Source organism: Pseudoalteromonas apostichopi (assembly GCF_030297135.1).
GTDB classification, from domain to species: Bacteria; Pseudomonadota; Gammaproteobacteria; order Enterobacterales; family Alteromonadaceae; genus Pseudoalteromonas; species Pseudoalteromonas apostichopi.
Genome location: NZ_AP028065.1, coordinates 458,636 through 474,941 on the forward strand (window position 1 = coordinate 458,636; position 16,306 = coordinate 474,941).

Sequence of the window (16,306 nt, forward strand, 5' to 3'; positions counted from 1 at the left end):
CGCCCTATTCATTAATGTTTTACTTTTAAGCGCTGAACCTGTGTAAGCACATCTTCAGCCTTAGCGCCTAAGTAAACGTAAATAGCAAGAGCAATCAAAAGTCCAACTACAGCAAACATCATCAAAACAGCGGGTATAACATACTCTGTTTGCCCTAGTGCTGCTTTAAACATGGTAAGCAAAGCTTCTATTGATACCGCAATCAGTATTGTTGAGATAAAGCGCGTAATCGTGCGTCTTGTCGAGCTGTGACGAAAAATATCCTTATGCATAAGAATTTCTTCTTCCAGTATAGTTTTCCCTAAATCGAAAATAACCAAAGCTAAAGTAACAAAGATAATAATAGTAAATGGCTTAAGAGGATCTGACTGTATATCTTCATTCAAGACTAAATCCACCATACCAGCAAACACCTTATATAACAGATAAATTACCAAGCAAAACAAACAGCCAACAATCAGACCATAACCAACCCTGAAGTAAGGTGTCATTCTTGCTCTCTTAATATCTCCCATAATAAATTCGATTAACTCAGTTAAGCACACATCAATTACCAAAAATTGCTGCTTACCTTTTTCGGAAGGAATCATTTTAATAACTGAAATACATAAATGCTTTGTTGCTGTCGAAATATACGGCGAAGTAAAATGGGGATCAGGCGAAGCTGAAGCAAGTAAGAAATAAGGCCGAGCACTTAAGTCCTGACCAGCCCCTACATGCGCGAGTTTTTTCTTATATTGACGTTTAAAACAAACATTATAACCCTGCTGAATACCTTGCTCATTCAAGCAATATTGTAATTCTAGAAATGGATATTGATTGACTAGCTGCTGATATTCTTGCTTGTTAGTTAAAGATGCCTGAACGCTTGCCAGTATTGAGAGCAGTAAATTATGAATAAGCACTTGTTGCTCTTCATAGCGTTCTATAGCACTTAAATAACTCATTCTTGCCATTTTGCTTCCTTAGAGTAATAGACACACTAAGCTAAGCAAGGAAGGCTCCAAATTTGTAACGCCTTGATAATCAGTTGATTGGAGGATTTGAAGATTTAAAAACAATGATCAAGGCACTATAAAAGTGCAGAGTATAATTAAAAAGCACTAAAACGAAAAAAGCCGTAACTTATTAAGTTACGGCTTTTTAATTTTGGTGCGGATGGGGGGACTTGAACCCCCACGGCCGAAGCCACCACCCCCTCAAGATGGCGTGTCTACCAATTCCACCACATCCGCATACAATTCTGTATGTTGTTAAGCTTGTTGTTTACTTGAGGAATGAAAACTACTTAACAATAATTAGTAAAAACTAATTAGTTAGGTACGTCAGACGCTTTTTCTTCTGTCACAGGCACATCAGTTTGTGCTGGTGTTACAGTTTCAACAGCTGGCGCAGCCTCTAGGTTTTCCCACTCATCAGTCTTTTTAATTTGACCTGCAGTAAGGTTGCCCAGAACAATACTTAGTACGAAGAAGATCGTCGCTAAGATTGTTGTTGTTTTAGTCATGAAGTTACCAGCACCTGATGAGCCAAACACAGTTGCAGAAGCACCTGCACCAAATGATGAACCCATATCAGCGCCTTTACCTTGTTGGATTAAAACCATACCAACTAATGCTAAAGCAACGATTAAATAAACTACTAATAAAATTTCGTACATCTTATACGGTCCCTTTTGCACTTTCACAGATAGCAGTAAACGAATCTGCTTTAAGACTCGCGCCGCCAATAAGGCCACCGTCTATATCTGGTTGTGCAAATAATAATTCGCTATTTTTTTCATTCACGCTACCACCATATAAGATGGTTAGTTGCTGTGCTATTTCGCTATCCGAAGAAGCAATTTTCTCACGAATAAACTTATGTACAGCTTGCGCTTGCTCAGGAGAGGCAGTCTTACCTGTGCCAATGGCCCAAACGGGCTCGTATGCTACCACAGAATTCTTCAGTGCTGCTACACCTAATTTGCTAATTACAGCATCAATTTGTGCTGCAACCACTAATTCAGTTTCATTTGCTTCACGTTGCTGTTCACTTTCACCAACACACAGAATAGGTGTTAAGCCAACTTGCTGCGCTCGTGCAAACTTATCTGCAACAACGTCATCTGACTCACCGTATATGCTACGACGTTCAGAGTGACCAACAAGTGTAAAAGTTGCGCCTAAGTCTTTTACTAACTGGGCATCTACTTCACCAGTAAACGCACCAGCATGATTTTCAGAGACTGTTTGCGAACCAAAAGTTACGTTTTGTTGCTGCAAAGAACTCAACAATGGGAATGGTGGAAACACCACTATATCCAGTTCATCCGATTGAACATTTTTGATAGCAGTTGATAACTGTTCAACAAGCTCTAAAGAGCCGTTCATTTTCCAATTACCTGCGACCATCGGCTTACGTGTTGCCATTATTCCACTCCACATTAGAAAGCGGGCAAGATACTAACTCGACTTGCCCAAAGTTACAAGAGGTTATTGTTATGCCTCGGTTTGTTTGCTCACAGTTTCGACAACTTCGGCAATTTTGCGTGCGCTATCAAGAACAACCTTTTCCTGTTCAGCTTCAACCATTACGCGTACAACTGGCTCAGTCCCTGATTTACGCAGTAATACACGACCTGTATCACCTAACTGTTCTTCAACCAGTGCTACCATATCAACGACAGCTTGATCTTGCGTTGGATCAGTGCCTTGTGGGTAACGCACATTGATCATTTTCATTGGGTACTTTGTAAAACCAGCCCCTAAGTCTTGCAATGTTTTATTCTGAGCAACCATCGCAGCCAACACTTGTAAGCTTGAAATAATGCCATCACCCGTGCTAATTAAATCAAGGTTTAATACGTGACCTGAGCTTTCACCACCGATTTTCCAACCATTTTCTTGCAATAACTCCATTACATAACGGTCACCTACTTTACTGCGAGCAAAACCAATGCCACGTGCTTTTAAGGCATTTTCAAGACCCATGTTTGACATAACAGTACCAACAACACCACCACCTAACATATCGTCGTTGGCTGCTTGACAAGCAATGATATAAACAATGTCATCACCATCAAAAATTCGCCCATTATGGTCAACCATCATTACACGGTCACCGTCACCATCGTAAGCAATACCTACATCAGCATTGTGCTCAAGAACTTTACGTTTTAGGGTTTCAACGTGAGTTGCACCACATTCAAGGTTAATATTTACACCATTTGGCTCACAAGCATGACAGATAACCTCAGCACCTAACTCACGCATTACTGAAGGAGCAATGTGATAGGTAGCACCATTTGCGCAATCAAGAACGATTTTTAAACCTTCAAGTGATAAGCCTTGCGGGAATTGGCTTTTACAAAACTCAATGTAACGGCCATCTGCCGTTTCTAAACGACGTGCTTTACCAAGTTTATCAGAGGCAACACAGGTCATTGGTTCGTCCATCATAGCTTCAATTTCAAGCTCAACTTCATCTGGTAGTTTTAAACCTCTGCTTGAAAAAAACTTAATACCATTATCGTGGTAAGGGTTATGAGATGCACTAATTACAATCCCCGCTTCGGCGCGGAAAGTTTGTGTAAGATACGCCACCGCGGGAGTCGGCATAGGGCCCAATAATACAACATCGATGCCAGCAGCTATTAAACCAGCTTCAAGTGATGTTTCGAGCATATAGCCAGAAATACGGGTATCTTTACCAATAATAACCTTTTTCGTCCCTATTTTTGATAATACGCGACCTGCTGCCCAGCCTAACTTCAATGCAAATTCAGGAGTGATTGGAAACTCACCAACCATACCGCGAACACCATCCGTGCCAAAATACTTTCTTGTTTTACTCATTTGTAATTCCTTTCGTGCATGCTTGCCAAACGCTAAGCACATCAACTGTTTCTTGTACGTCATGAACGCGGATAATTTTCGCACCATTTTGTGCTGCAATCAGCGCACCAGCTAAGCTTCCCGCTAAGCGTTCATGTGTTTCTCTATTTAATAAATTACCGATCATCGATTTACGAGATAACCCCGCGAGAACCGGTAACTTGAATTGATTAAATACATCAAACTTATTTAAGATTTCGTAATTATGAGCCAGAGTTTTACCAAAACCAAAACCTGGGTCTAAAATAATACGCTGTTGCTGAATACCCGCTTGCTCACATTTGGCTAAACGCTCTGCAAAGAACTCATTAATATCAGTAAACAAATCATCATAGTGTGGGTTACTTTGCATAGTGCGAGGCTGACCTTGCATGTGCATTAAGCAAATTGCCACCTCAGGGTATTGAGCTAAGACCTCAATAGCACCAGGTTCTTGCAATGCTCTAACATCATTAATGATGTCAGCACCAGCAATAATCGCTTGGCGCATGACTTCACTTTTACTGGTATCAATGGAAATGATGCAGTCGCTAGTTTTTCTAAGTGCTTTGACTAAAGGTATAACTCGCTCAAGCTCATCTTCAAGAGATACATCTGGAGCCCCTGGACGTGTTGACTCGCCGCCTATATCTATTATTTTTGCACCTTGGTTTAATAATATTTGAGCTTGCTTGACAGCGCTGTCTAGTTGGCAGTAGCTGCCACCATCAGAAAATGAATCAGGAGTGACATTTAAAATCCCCATCACGACAGGGGAATCGAGGTGTAAAATACGACCTCGGGGTAATTTAAGAGCGGTCATTTTTACCTTCAAATCTTCCATGCATTTGCTCTACTAACAAAGAGCCAATTTAATGCTAAAAAAAAACCCCGGCATCCGGGGTTTTTGCTGTGTATATTTTAACGATTATTCAGCTTTGTCATCAAGGCTTGTTTCATCCTTTTTTACTGAATCATCCTCTTTTGTCTCATTGGCTACAGGCTCTGCTTTTGCTCTAGGCTTTTTATCATCTGAACGACGGTCATGAACATCACGCGGCTCTCGTACAGGCTGACGTGCCATTAAGTCATCAATTTGACCGGCATCAATCGTTTCGTACTTCATTAGTGCATCTTTCATTGCATGTAAGATATCAATGTTATCTTTAAGGATTTGCTCTGCACGTTGATAGTTACGATCTGAGAATAAACGAACTTCTGTGTCGATCACTTTTGCTGTTTCATCAGACATGCTCATAGAACGGCTACCGCCGCCACCCATGTACATTTCGTTTTGATCTTCAGCATAAAGTAACGGACCAAGTTTCTCACTTAGACCCCATTGGGTAACCATTTTACGAGCAATATCTGTTGCACGTTCAATATCGTTACTTGCACCGGTTGTAACTTTGTCTTCACCATAAATTAGCGCTTCGGCGATACGACCACCATAAAGGCTAGAAATCATTGACTCTAATAGCTCTTTTGAGTGGCTCACACGATCTTGCTCTGGCAAGTACATAGTGACACCTAGCGCACGTCCACGAGGAATGATAGACACTTTATAAACCGGATCGTGTTCAGGTACCATGCGACCAACAATCGCGTGACCCGCTTCATGGTAAGCAGTCATTTCTTTTTCTTGCTCACTCATCACCATGGTCTTGCGCTCTGCACCCATCATGATTTTATCTTTTGCGGCATCAAATTCAGCCATGCTTACTACGCGCTTGTTCCCACGAGCTGCATATAATGCTGCTTCGTTAACTAAGTTTGCAAGGTCTGCACCAGAGAAACCTGGCGTACCACGTGCAATAACAGCGGCTTCTACGTTGTCACCTAAAGGCACTTTACGCATATGAACTTTAAGGATTTGTTCACGGCCACGAATGTCAGGAAGACCAACAACAACTTGGCGGTCAAAACGGCCAGGACGTAATAACGCAGGGTCTAATACATCAGGACGGTTCGTTGCAGCAATAACGATAATACCTTCGTTACCTTCAAAGCCGTCCATTTCAACCAGCATTTGGTTAAGTGTTTGCTCACGTTCATCGTGACCACCACCCATGCCAGCACCACGTTTACGGCCTACTGCATCGATTTCATCAATGAAGATGATACAAGGTGCTGCTTTTTTCGCTTGTTCGAACATATCACGTACACGTGATGCACCAACACCAACAAACATTTCTACGAAATCAGAACCTGAAATTGTGAAAAACGGCACTTTAGCTTCACCAGCTACTGCTTTAGCAAGTAACGTTTTACCCGTACCAGGAGGACCAACCATCAACACGCCTTTCGGGATGCTGCCACCAAGCTTTTGGAATTTTGATGGGTCACGTAAGAAGTCAACTAACTCAGTCACATCTTCTTTCGCTTCGTCACAACCCGCTACGTCAGCAAAAGTCGTTTTAACTTGGTCTTCGCTCATCAGGCGCGCTTTGCTCTTACCAAAAGACATCGCACCTTTACCGCCACCGCCTTGCATTTGACGCATGAAGAAAATCCATACACCAATAAGCAGTAACATTGGGAACCAAGAGATTAAAATGCTGGCGAGGAATGACTGCTCTTCAGGCTTAACGCCTTTAACATTAACATTGCTTTTTAAAAGATCATTCAAGATGTCTTTATCATACATAGGCATGATGGTTTGAAAGCGTTCACCGTTTGTTTTGGTACCTGTAATAGTACCCGTTGTGCTTTCAATAGAGACTTCTTGGATAGCGCCACTACGAGCGTCGCTAACAAATTGAGTGTAACTTGTTTGGCGATCAGCCTGATCACCACCATTAAAGCTCTGAAACACTGACATTAGCACTACTGCAATGACCAGCCAGAGTATTAGATTTTTCGCCATATCGCTCAAGGAGTTAACCTCTTGTATCCAATTAATTTAAATTCAACTTAACGCAGCACAACTGTACTACAGTTTGTAGCCTGTCGCCACTATATAAACTTCCCGAGAACGGGCGCGTGATGCATCAGGCTTTCTAATTTTCACCGCTTTAAAGCTATTACGTACTTCCTGCAAGTATTGATCAAATCCTTCGCCTTGGAAGACTTTGACACAAAATGCGCCATTTTTCTTTAAAACTTGGTGGCACATATCTAGTGCCAACTCAACTAAGTACATACTACCAGCTTGGTCAACAGATGTATTGCCGCTCATATTTGGCGCCATATCAGAAAAAACAACATCCACGTTTTTTCCATCAATGCGTGTCAATAGAGCATCAAGCACCGCTTCTTCACGAAAGTCACCTTGTAGAAAGTCAACACCTGCCAGCGAGTCCATAGGTAAAATATCACAAGCAATAACTTGGCCTTTGTCACCTACCTTTTCCGCTAAATATTGCGACCAACTACCTGGTGCAGCACCTAAATCAACCACAGCCATCGATGGTTTAATTAATTTATCTTTGTTCTGAATTTCGTCTAATTTGAAAACCGCACGAGAACGCCAGCCTTTCTTTTGCGCTTCGTGAACATAAGGATCGTCGAAATGTTCCTTCAGCCAACGCTTAGAACTGGCTGAATGTTTTTTATTTGCCATAAATTAATACGTAACTAATTAGTAATATTCTCTAGATGGCGTTAGAATACCCTTAATTCAAGCCATATTCAGCAAAATTTGTAACATGATGAAATTATCGAACAAACAAAAGCAGTTTTTAAAAGGCCAAGCGCACAGTTTAAAACCTGTTGTATTACTTGGTGCAAACGGGTTAACCGAAGGCGTTTTAGTTGAAATTGAAAGCGCTCTAGATATTCATGAGCTAATCAAAGTTAAAGTTCCTACTGACGAACGTGAAACTAAGACATTGATTTTTGATGCTATTGTTCGCGAGACAGGCGCAACAAAACTACAAACAATTGGCCACACAATTGTCTTGTATCGCCAAAGCGAAGAGAAAAAGATTCAATTACCACGCGGTTAATCTAACCCGAGGAAATCTTGAATCAAGGAAAAGCCAGCAAAAATGCTGGCTTTTTTGTAGGCAAAAAAATTTTGCATTAATTTGTAACTAAACTTTTTTACCTAGGTTATTTTTGCTCACGAGTGTATTTCAGTACCCGATTGATAAACTCAGTGGTTAACTCATTAATTAACCCGGTTTCAGCATTGAGAACTAAGCTAAACCCTATGTTCAGATGAGGAAACACAACAATATCGCTGCGATAACCTTGCACCCAGCCACTATGGTAATACAGCAGTTCATCATCATAGTTATATACACGCCAACCCAATCCATAATAAGCATCTTTGACATGACTACGCCAAACTCTACGACGAGTTTCCTTTTTAGTATGTGTATAAGGGCGTGTTTGCTTAATAAGTGCTTCTAGAGGTAACACATCAGGATACTGCCCTAACTGCGCATTCAACCAAATAGCCATATCATTTGCGCTGGCATTGACACCTGCAGCGGCAGGTACCTTGTAATAGTTTTTCTTTAACCGTGAAGTATACCAACGCTTTCTTCCACGAACATGAGGGTGAGCATAATTATCATCTCTTACCATCCCCTCAAAACCAACACTGGCATCCACCATTTTCAAGGGAGCAAATATATACTCTGAAATCCAGTGCGAGTAATCCATCTGTGTTGATTGATAAATTACAGAATCAATCAAGCTAAACATCACATTTTGATAACCGTAGCACTCGCTTGGTTTACAGATAGGTTCAACAGTCAATAACCGCTCAACAATGTCTGGGTAGCTCATACGCGACTCAATAAGGTTATCGTATGCATTAGGTACTAAGCCACTTGAGTGACTAAGGATGTGATAGATTTTTAAGTCATCTTTATAAGCTGTATTAGAAAAAGCAGGAATAAACTTACTTATTGGGTCGTCAATATTAAACTCACCTTGTGCTGCAAGTTTTGCGGTCAACGAGCCGGCAAAAGTTTTTGATACTGACGCTAATCTAAAACGTGTGTGTTTATCAACTTTGCGACCTTTTTCTATTTTTGTTCGCCCAATACCACGAATAAAATCTTCATTACCAATATTTACAATCGCCAATGAACCACCTGGGATCCCTTTGCTTTTTAGTTTTCGGGTTAGGTGTTTATTATAGTCAGCAACGAAACTTTGCCACTGTTTGTCACTCGAAGTAGCTTCACCACTCACCACAAGCAGTAATAAAGAAAAAAGAAAAAGAATTAAAGATGAGCTGTACTTCATTATTTATTTTTTTAAGTCTGTTTGGGAAGTTTCTCATAACATAATATCATGAACTTTTGCCTCGACTAACGTACAATACGCTTAATCTTAACTTTTTATGGGTAGACTATTTTTCATGCGCTTACTTGTGGTTTTGTTTTTTACTTTAATTTCAGTTGGTTGTGCTCTAAAACCTGAACCAGCTCCGTTACTTTCAATGCCTAAGAAACCAAGCTTACAAAGCCAACGCTTTCAAGTTGAGTACCAAACAGAGCATGCTGCGCCTAAAGTAAAGTCAGTACAATTACCTGCACATGTGGTTAGTACACATCAAACTGTTGTCATTGTTGCTGATAAAACCAGTGTAACAGATACGCTTTACGCGCAGCTGGCCGAAGCACTCACAGCAAAGCAATTAAAGGTTGTAGAAGAAGGTGCACAAGCAGACTATACCCTTTCAATTCACCAGCTTGATCTTGAATTGATTGAAGACACAGAATACCAATTGGTAAAACCTGAAAAGCTATTGCCTTTATTTGATGAAGTAGCAAAACAGTTCCCGGTTCAAAAGTGTGCAACTATTTTAGGCCAAGTGAGTATGCGTCTGACTCATAAAAAAACCGGTGATGTTGTTTGGTTCGCAAAATCATCGATTGATAGTGCAAGTTTTCATCGTGAGCCACTTATCTATAGTTTTGAACAGCAACAGTTAATAAAGAATGAACTTGAAGTAGCGAGTTTTGTGCACGAGCAAAACTCAGAACAAGCTCGGATGGAGCGTATTAATAAAGAAGTCACCATTCCTGCTTATCAGACCTTCACACAAGTGAACGCGTTTAAAAAAGAGCAAGGCCCGTGTAACCGTACAGAAATTAGTGCTCTAACACCTATGATGCAGTACTACTTGAGCAGTATTTTAATCGATAAAATTAAAGTTCAGTAAAACTCATTAGCTGTTTGCCTACCCATAGGCAAACAGCGCCCTCCTTGAATTTGCAACACTTTCTTACACTTCCAATTCCTACTAATACATTTTTTTACAGATTACAGGAACTCCTTAACAATATACTATAAGCTATTACCCTTTCTAACAGACAAGGAAGCAACGTTGCGAGCTCATAGTGCCCTATTATTGATATGTTTAACCCTGCTTAGTACCACAAGCCGAGCTAGTAATCGCTATTATGCAGACAATACTTTAGAACCAAGCCAAGGTTTTGCATGGGACTGGGGCATAGGTCTAGGTTACTACATTGAAGATTCTTACCTTGTTGGCATGGATTCATACAATGATGGTATAGAGCCAGATGTTCACCTCGCCGTTTCTTACGACCGTTTTTATCTTGATTACGATCAGAGCCAACTCAGTGGTGGTTTAACACTCGGTTACAGTGTTATCGATAAATTTGAATGGGGCTTAGATATTGTTGGCACGAACATTCAATCTGGATTTGATGAAACAGGCTTAAATATTTATGGTAACGAAGTAATTAAAGAGCTTGAAGGGATCAGAACACGCGACTACGACTTTGATGTAGGTCTTCGCCTATCACGTCGCTTTGAAAACTCGCAAATTTCATTTGAATACCTGCATGATATTTCAGGTGCGCATAATGGTTGGGTAATGAATTCATTTTTTAGTCAAATTATCCCTTGGCGAAATTGGGAATTTCGCTCAGGCGTTGGCTTGAGTGCCTATTCAAATGACTTTACAGATTATTACTTTGGCATTTCAGACGCAGAAGCATTGGATACACGCCCAGCATATAACCCAGATACCTCTTACAGCCTTATTTTTGAATTTCACGCAGAATACCCCATCAATAGGCACTGGGTATTTTTAACTGGCTGGCTATCAACTTGGTTTTCAAATGATATCCACCAAAGCCCTATTATCTCTCAAGAATATCAGCATAAAGCCAAGGTAGGCGTGCGTTATGTTTTCTAAGTATTACTTGTGCTTTATCTTCTTGGTGTCAGGGCCCTTATTCGCCAAGCAGCAGTTAGAAACTGATCAGACAACCGAAAGTGCACTAGTTGCACTACCAGATACCTGTGTAGCGCTGCGTGAAGGCAGAAATTGTTATGCCGAAGTTGATATTACATGGCACCAGCAGCAAGTTGGTAATTACTGCTTACGTAACGCACAAAGCAAGCACATAATGCAATGCTGGTTAATGCAACAAAAGGGCTTATTTAGATACCAATTTGATTCAGCAGAAACCATAGGTTTTGAACTTATAAGTAGTGATAACGGTAAGGTTGTTGCAAGCACTGAAATACAATTACAGTGGGTCTATCAAAATCGTCAGAAGAAACGTCGTTGGCGACTGTTCTAAGCAGGAGTAAAAAATGGAACATTACGGAACTATCTTATTAGTAGAAGATGATATCTCGCTCGCCAACTGGGTTGCGGAATACTTAATTGAGCAAGGCTATCAAACGACTATATGCCAACGCGGTGACCTAGTAGTTGAGCAAGTACGTAAAACAAATCCAGACTTAGTGTTGTTAGATATTATGCTACCAGGTCAAGATGGTATTAGTGTGTGTCGCGATTTAAGGCATTTTTATCAAGCTCCGATTATTATGCTAACTGCACGTGATGATGAAATGGATGAAGTTATAGGCCTCGAAGTGGGTGCCAGCGACTATATGATGAAACCAGTTCGCCCTCGCGCTTTATTAGCACGTATTAAAGCTGCACTTCGTTCTAAAACCGACACGCATGAAGCTGCAAACTCTGAACTTATAAGTGTTGGTAAATTATCAATTAACACTGAATCACGCACTGTTTACTTGGCTAACGACGAGGTACATATTTCAAGCGCTGAATATTTACTGCTAAACTATTTAGCAAGCAATGCAGGTCAGGTGGTATCTCGTGATGCGGTATTTAAGGCAACGAAAGGCCGAGAGTATGATGGCTTGGACAGAAGTGTAGATGTACTCATTTCCTCATTAAGAAAAAAATTTAATGATGACCCACAGCACCCTGAAAAAATTAAAACCATTTGGGGCAAAGGCTATTTACTTGTTGCCACTGCTTGGCAATAACGACTAGCGCCTGTGAAAAAGTTTTATATTTCGCTACTTGGTAGCGCTTTGCTTTCAATCATTGTTTTGGGCTGGCTAATTGATGCTTTTAGCCAACAAACCCAGGCACCTCAGGATGTGTTTTCTAGCGAAACGAAAATGATCAAAGGTTTTGCAAAGCAACTGGCTAAACTTGACGCGAAGCAACGAGAGCACGCTATTGCAGAGTTTAATCAAGACTTTTCTGTACAACTTGAGTATCGACCAACCCAATCCCTTGCGCTGCCTTACTCATTATTAGCTCAAATAACTCAGCCAAGTGGTCTCATTCTAGAAGATCAGCAAGGCTATTATTTGCTTTACAGTGAAGCAGCCCTTGATACTCATCATATAAAAATGCGACTAGACAAAGACTTAACTCATGAACAAGGTAACGATGTATTACTTACCTTGTTATTCTACACTGGGTTATGTGTATTTATGGGCTTCATTATTGCACCACTTGCAAAGCGTTTAAGCGTATTAAACGAGGCGGCACAACGCTTTGCAAAAGGTGATTTAAAAAGTCGCATTCAATTATCACACTTTACTTATATCAAAGATGTTGAACTGACATTTAACCGCATGGCAAACCAAATAGAAAAACTCCTTGATGAGAATAAGTTAATGGCATCGAGCTTATCTCATGATATTCGCACACCTATAGCTTGTTTACGATTTGGTTTAGAAGCGGCACAAGACTGTCCAAGTGAAGAAAAGCGCCTTGAATATCTTGCACGCATGGAAAACGACTTAGATCAAATGGAGTCTATGTTAAAAAGTTATCTGGCATTTGCAACACTTGAGCAAAAATCTAATCAGCTAACGTTTAACCACTCTGATCTGCAAACTTATATTCTAACTTTAATTCATCAAATAGAACCTAAGCTTGAGCAACGCGGTTTACGAATCAGTCACCGAGTTAAAGTTGGTGATATTTGTGCTGATTTACACTGGTTAGCACGCGCCATTGTTAATCTATTAAGTAATGCCTGTGACTTTGCAGAGTCTGAAATTTCAATCAGTGCAACCAGTACTAATGAGTGCATCACTATAAGTATTGAAGATGACGGCCCTGGTGTGAGCGAACAAAATTGGCAAAAAGTATTTAGCCCATTCTTTCAAGAACAAACGCACCGTAATCGCGATGGAGAAAGCTACGGGCTAGGTCTTGCTATCGTGGCTAAAGTCGCTGATTGGCACCACGGCACGGTCGAAGTATCAAAAAGTAAGCAGCTAAGTGGCGCCTGTTTTAGCATAACAATCCAAAATAAAAGCCAATAAACATGTTTCATTTGTGTTAATTGTTTCGTATTGTAATGCGCAATTGCACGAATTCTACGCTGACAACTCGCACACAACGAAGAACAACCAAAATGCGGATGATTAACCCTTTTTATTTAGTGTTAATTCGAGTAGATTGTCAGCGCCGTCACAAATAGAGAAGTAACAATAATATGAGCGCATCACGTGGGGAGTTCAGCTCCCGCTTTGGATTTATTATGGCTGCAGCAGGCTCTGCTGTTGGCTTAGGAAATATTTGGGGTTTCCCAACACAAACTGCAAGTAATGGCGGTGCCGCGTTTTTAGTGGCTTATTTAGTGTTAGCATTTTGTCTTGCTTATCCTGCTTTAATGGCTGAGTTAGTAATTGGTCGTCATGGTCAAGCTAATGCCGTCACTTCACTTCGAAAAGTAACGAATCAAGCATGGCAAAAGAAGTTCGCCTTCGTGGTGGGTTTTGGCGGTATTATTTGTGCGGGTCTCATCTTAAGCTTCTATGCGATCGTGGCAGGCTGGATGTTGAGCGCAACCCTCGAACCCGTTGCACAATTAGCCGGTCAAGAACAAGCTGGCACTTGGCTAAGTGAGCAGTCACTATCAAGAAACCTTATATTTACTGCTGGATTTATTATTCTAACCGTCTCTATTATCTCTAAGGGTGTAGAAAACGGCATCGAAAAATGGTCTAAACGCTTAATGCCTGCCCTTTTAGGTATTTTGTTTATGCTAATCATCTATGTAATGACGCAAGAAGGCGCGATGGAAGGCCTAAAAGCGTATTTAGTGCCAGACTTTTCATCGATTTTAAACCCAGAGTTATTAGTGAATGCGTTAGGACAGGCGTTTTTCTCATTGTCGCTTGGTACCAGCGTAATGATTATCTACGGCTCATACATAAGCAAAAAAGAGAATTTAGTATCGCTAGGTGCGTATGTTACTTTAATCGATGTGTTCATTGCCTTTGTAGCTGGTTTATTGATTATTCCAGCTATGTATGTTGCACAAGCGCAAGGCGTACAAATTTTTTCTGCTGAAGGTGCCCTACTTTCTGAAGATACCTTGGTATTCCAAGTGCTACCAGCATTATTCACTAGCATGGGTGATGTAGGTATTTTTGTTGGCTTTGCTTTTTTTGCTTTAATGAGTATTGCCGCATTAACGTCATCAATTTCGATGCTAGAAGCACCTGTTTCTTATGCTGTTGAGCGCTTTGCTTTGAAACGTGTTCAAGCTACTTGGATCATCGGTGGTATCATTGCACTCGTTAGTTTCACAATCGTATTTAACCTAAGCACGTTATTTGGTTTTGTAATTACTTTAACCACTAAGATTGGGCAGCCTATTCTAGGCTTAATGTGTTGTATTTTTGTCGGTTGGATTTGGCATCGTGCGTCTTTACTAAAAGAAATTCAACAAGGATGCCCAGAAGCTGCAAACAGCTTCTTCTGGAAAGTATGGCCATGGTACATTAAGTTCATTTGTCCACTTGCCATTGCATTGGTATTTGCTAACTCATTATTAAATTAACAAATTACGGAGGTAGCCATTTGGCTACCTCAAACACATATCCTGGTGTGGAATGCCATCTTCTAAATAATCATCCCCCACATTTACAAAGTCAAATTGCTGATAAAACCCGGTTAAATAGCACTGAGCACCAATCATGATCGCTTTATCTGGCCAATGTTTTTTACAAGTATCTATCGCGGTTTGCACTAGTTTAGTTGCCAACCCATCACCACGAAATTGCTCTGCAACCAGCACTCGACCAAATGCGCTAAATTGCTCATTCTTTTTATAGCAACGTGCATAGGCAGCTACCTGCTGAGCTTTAAACAAAAATATATGCTGAGTAAGCTCATTGTTATCAACTTCGTCAATTTCTGGGTAAGGACAGGTTTGCTCTACAACAAATACATCAACCCGCGCCCGTAAAATGGCGAATAACTCATCTTTACTGAGTTCGCTATAACTTTTAATAGAAAACATAACGCTCCTTTATGAAGACAAAAAACCCAGCCGTAGCTGGGTTTTAACTAACTAGCCAATAGTTAGTCTTTAAGCAAATAATCGTTCTAGCTGATCACAAAGCTGTGACAGATTTACATGATCATGTTCAATGGTTAAATCTACATAACCATCCCCTCTGAAGGCGCGATCAAGTTCGATTAATACATGTGTTTTATGCGCTTCAGGCACAAACGACAACTCAACCTCTTGTAAACCAAAGAGGCTACGGCTATTTGGGCGATATTCTAATTCTTGATAACAACCAGAGTGTGATTGAAAAGTGGGAGCCCTTAAGAAGCCTTTTTCTACATCCGCTTTTACTAGACTGAAGCCCAGTCGATCCATCGCTTCCATAAACGTGCTTACAGCGTCATTAGGATAAATATGCAATGCATCACGGTCTGTTGGATCAAGCGCTAAATCAATGTCTAAGCCAGTTTCAAGCCAAACATGCGATTGGTTATAACCAGCATTAATTTCGGTGATCGGTGTTTCAGAATGAAGGCGAGCTTCAAATGGAATATGTTTTTCAACACCCGCTGCAATTGTGCCTATATCTGTAATACGCCATTTTTCAATAACATGGTTTGTGAAATACTCACCATCTTCGCCATCGACTTTTACACGTGTCATAAGTGCTAGGTCTAAACCCGATATTTCTTGGTCCACATCGCCACCTTTGATGACAATAACGGCATTAAATTTTTGACCCGGTTGTAAATGCTCTGTCTCGAGTACAGTGTCAACTTTTGCTGCACCAATGCCTACTGATGCAAGGATTTTCTTAAACATCTATTCTCCTTAAGCCAGCTTCTAACCTATGGCTTAAATTCCTTTGTTAATGCATCTTAACCACAATTAAAAGCTAATGTCAGCGAAAAAATGATGCTTTTGCCGGATTAA

At 40.6% G+C, this 16,306-nt stretch carries 17 protein-coding genes and 1 tRNA gene; 7 read left to right on the top strand and 11 right to left on the bottom strand.

The genetic code is table 11. The annotated features are described in order from the left end of the window. Window positions 1–11 precede the first annotated feature (11 nt). The 8 genes from QUE86_RS02045 to rlmE form a co-directional block, all read right to left on the bottom strand. Window positions 12–956: a general glycosylation pathway protein gene (locus tag QUE86_RS02045; RefSeq protein ID WP_286258885.1), complete on the bottom strand. Its 945-nt coding sequence runs from the start codon at window positions 954–956 to the stop codon at window positions 12–14. A 194-nt stretch (window positions 957–1,150) separates the two neighbouring features. Continuing rightward, window positions 1,151–1,235, bottom strand: a tRNA-Leu gene (locus tag QUE86_RS02050). A gap of 77 nt (window positions 1,236–1,312) precedes the next feature. Beyond that, window positions 1,313–1,660, bottom strand: coding sequence for a preprotein translocase subunit SecG (secG, locus tag QUE86_RS02055; protein WP_130051093.1), 348 nt, complete (start codon window positions 1,658–1,660; stop codon window positions 1,313–1,315). Window position 1,661: 1 nt separating this feature from the next. Continuing rightward, complete coding sequence (gene tpiA / locus QUE86_RS02060) at window positions 1,662–2,411, bottom strand: triose-phosphate isomerase (RefSeq protein ID WP_130051092.1); 750 nt, start codon at window positions 2,409–2,411, stop codon at window positions 1,662–1,664. A 69-nt stretch (window positions 2,412–2,480) separates the two neighbouring features. Further along, window positions 2,481–3,836, bottom strand: coding sequence for a phosphoglucosamine mutase (gene glmM, locus QUE86_RS02065; RefSeq protein WP_130051091.1), 1,356 nt, complete (start codon window positions 3,834–3,836; stop codon window positions 2,481–2,483). Beyond that, the gene (folP, locus tag QUE86_RS02070) at window positions 3,829–4,677 is read right to left on the bottom strand and encodes a dihydropteroate synthase (protein WP_167658387.1); all 849 of its coding nucleotides are present in this window, start codon (window positions 4,675–4,677) and stop codon (window positions 3,829–3,831) included. Before folP ends, glmM begins: the two co-directional genes overlap by 8 nt. A gap of 105 nt (window positions 4,678–4,782) precedes the next feature. Then, on the bottom strand, window positions 4,783–6,720 hold the full coding sequence (gene ftsH / locus QUE86_RS02075) for an ATP-dependent zinc metalloprotease FtsH (RefSeq protein ID WP_286258888.1): 1,938 nt from the start codon (window positions 6,718–6,720) through the stop codon (window positions 4,783–4,785). A gap of 66 nt (window positions 6,721–6,786) precedes the next feature. After that, window positions 6,787–7,416, bottom strand: a complete 630-nt coding sequence (gene rlmE, locus QUE86_RS02080; RefSeq protein WP_130051089.1) for a 23S rRNA (uridine(2552)-2'-O)-methyltransferase RlmE — start codon at window positions 7,414–7,416, stop codon at window positions 6,787–6,789. An 88-nt stretch (window positions 7,417–7,504) separates the two neighbouring features. On the opposite strand from rlmE, the gene yhbY reads away from it, so the two are divergent. Further along, window positions 7,505–7,801 (top strand): ribosome assembly RNA-binding protein YhbY, encoded by a 297-nt coding sequence (yhbY, locus tag QUE86_RS02085; RefSeq protein WP_130052264.1) that lies wholly within the window; start codon window positions 7,505–7,507, stop codon window positions 7,799–7,801. A 106-nt stretch (window positions 7,802–7,907) separates the two neighbouring features. Here the strand turns inward: yhbY and QUE86_RS02090 are convergent, their stop codons facing one another. Further along, the gene (locus QUE86_RS02090; protein ID WP_130051088.1) at window positions 7,908–9,056 is read right to left on the bottom strand and encodes a serine hydrolase domain-containing protein; all 1,149 of its coding nucleotides are present in this window, start codon (window positions 9,054–9,056) and stop codon (window positions 7,908–7,910) included. Window positions 9,057–9,171: 115 nt separating this feature from the next. Here QUE86_RS02090 and QUE86_RS02095 point away from each other — a divergent pair, with 115 nt between their 5' ends. The 6 genes from QUE86_RS02095 to QUE86_RS02120 all read left to right on the top strand — a co-directional run bounded on the left by QUE86_RS02095 (window position 9,172) and on the right by QUE86_RS02120 (window position 14,920). Then, window positions 9,172–9,978, top strand: a complete 807-nt coding sequence (locus tag QUE86_RS02095) for a hypothetical protein (RefSeq protein WP_286258892.1) — start codon at window positions 9,172–9,174, stop codon at window positions 9,976–9,978. Between the two features lie 165 nt (window positions 9,979–10,143). Then, a complete protein-coding gene (locus tag QUE86_RS02100; RefSeq protein WP_239976930.1) occupies window positions 10,144–10,983 on the top strand; it encodes a MipA/OmpV family protein in 840 nt (279 codons plus the stop codon). Beyond that, window positions 10,973–11,374 carry a DUF3019 domain-containing protein gene (locus QUE86_RS02105; protein WP_130051085.1) on the top strand — a complete coding sequence of 134 codons (402 nt, stop codon included), beginning with the start codon at window positions 10,973–10,975 and terminating at the stop codon, window positions 11,372–11,374. Before QUE86_RS02100 ends, QUE86_RS02105 begins: the two co-directional genes overlap by 11 nt. Before the next feature lie 13 nt (window positions 11,375–11,387). After that, window positions 11,388–12,092 (top strand): response regulator, encoded by a 705-nt coding sequence (locus QUE86_RS02110; RefSeq protein WP_130051084.1) that lies wholly within the window; start codon window positions 11,388–11,390, stop codon window positions 12,090–12,092. A gap of 12 nt (window positions 12,093–12,104) precedes the next feature. Beyond that, window positions 12,105–13,394 carry a sensor histidine kinase gene (locus QUE86_RS02115; RefSeq protein ID WP_286258900.1) on the top strand — a complete coding sequence of 430 codons (1,290 nt, stop codon included), beginning with the start codon at window positions 12,105–12,107 and terminating at the stop codon, window positions 13,392–13,394. Window positions 13,395–13,567: 173 nt separating this feature from the next. Continuing rightward, window positions 13,568–14,920, top strand: coding sequence for a sodium-dependent transporter (locus QUE86_RS02120; protein ID WP_256854585.1), 1,353 nt, complete (start codon window positions 13,568–13,570; stop codon window positions 14,918–14,920). A 24-nt stretch (window positions 14,921–14,944) separates the two neighbouring features. On the opposite strand, the gene QUE86_RS02125 is transcribed toward QUE86_RS02120, so the two are convergent. Together QUE86_RS02125 and QUE86_RS02130 are read right to left on the bottom strand one after the other, a co-directional pair. After that, window positions 14,945–15,382, bottom strand: coding sequence for a GNAT family N-acetyltransferase (locus tag QUE86_RS02125; RefSeq protein WP_130051081.1), 438 nt, complete (start codon window positions 15,380–15,382; stop codon window positions 14,945–14,947). 69 nt (window positions 15,383–15,451) lie between these two features. Next, window positions 15,452–16,195 carry a sporulation protein gene (locus QUE86_RS02130; RefSeq protein ID WP_130051080.1) on the bottom strand — a complete coding sequence of 248 codons (744 nt, stop codon included), beginning with the start codon at window positions 16,193–16,195 and terminating at the stop codon, window positions 15,452–15,454. Between the last annotated feature and the right edge of the window lie 111 nt (window positions 16,196–16,306).